Genomic DNA, 888 nt, shown 5'->3' with positions numbered 1-888 from the left:
CACACCGTCCAACTTTCGGGGGTCACTTCATCGAAACAGTGGACATAGCCTGCACGCTCAGATCAAAGAGTTCCAGACGTCCATTTCTGCGCGCTTACGGTAAAATTGACGGGCCAAAGCAGACGCCGTTCAAGGGGCGAAATAAACCACATCGCGGGGACCGAAAGTGGGTCAATGGTTGGTCACCTGAACAAACTGCTCATCGGTTGCAGGTAGACTTCCCGGATGATGAATCCATGCGCATCCCTCACGAAGCTATTTATCAAGCGCTTTATATCCAGGCGCGCGGTGACGTCGGCCCTGCTGCTGGCCGCATCGATCCTGCTTTTCGGCGCGCAGCGCACCGCGCGCGCCTCGGCCGACCGGGCCGTTCTTGGCCAGAAGCGGCTGGAGAGTATCCTCCGCTCGACGACGGAGGCCATTATCACGGTCGATTCGGCGCAGCGCATCGTGATGTTCAATTCGATGGCGGAGAAGGTCTTCCGCTGCAATTCGAGCGACGCGATAGGCTCGCCGCTGTCTCGCCTGATACCTGAACGCTATCGCGCGGGACATGAGCACCAGGTCAGGCTTTTCGAACGAACAGGCGTATCGGATCGCCAGATGGGCGGGAGCCGCGTATTGTACGGGCTGCGCGCGGACGGCGAGGAGCTTCCTCTCGAGGCATCGATATCGCAGACCGAAGACGGTGATGGCAAGCTGCTCACCGTCATCCTTCGTGACGTGACCGAGGGCGCGAAAGCAGAAGCCATCCTCAGGCAATCGCGCGAGGAACTTCGCGCGCTTTCGGCGAATCTTCAGCAGATGCGCGAGCAGGAAAAGAGCCGGATCGCGCGTGAACTGCATGACGACCTCGGCCAGACGCTCAGCGCATTGAAGATGGAAATG

At 59.5% G+C, this 888-nt stretch carries 2 pseudogenes; both read left to right on the top strand.

Annotation, left to right across the window (positions count from 1 at the left end):
- Window positions 1-104: 104 nt before the first annotated feature.
- Window positions 105-290: pseudogene (locus QCE79_RS33060) on the top strand (IS30 family transposase); the annotation flags it as partial.
- Window positions 286-888, top strand: a pseudogene (locus QCE79_RS33055) (PAS domain S-box protein); the annotation flags it as partial. The pseudogenes QCE79_RS33060 and QCE79_RS33055, both read left to right, overlap by 5 nt.

Source organism: Caballeronia sp. LZ003 (assembly GCF_031451465.1).
In the GTDB taxonomy this organism is placed as follows: Bacteria; Pseudomonadota; Gammaproteobacteria; order Burkholderiales; family Burkholderiaceae; genus Caballeronia.
This window is presented reverse-complemented; position numbering and strand designations above follow the sequence as displayed.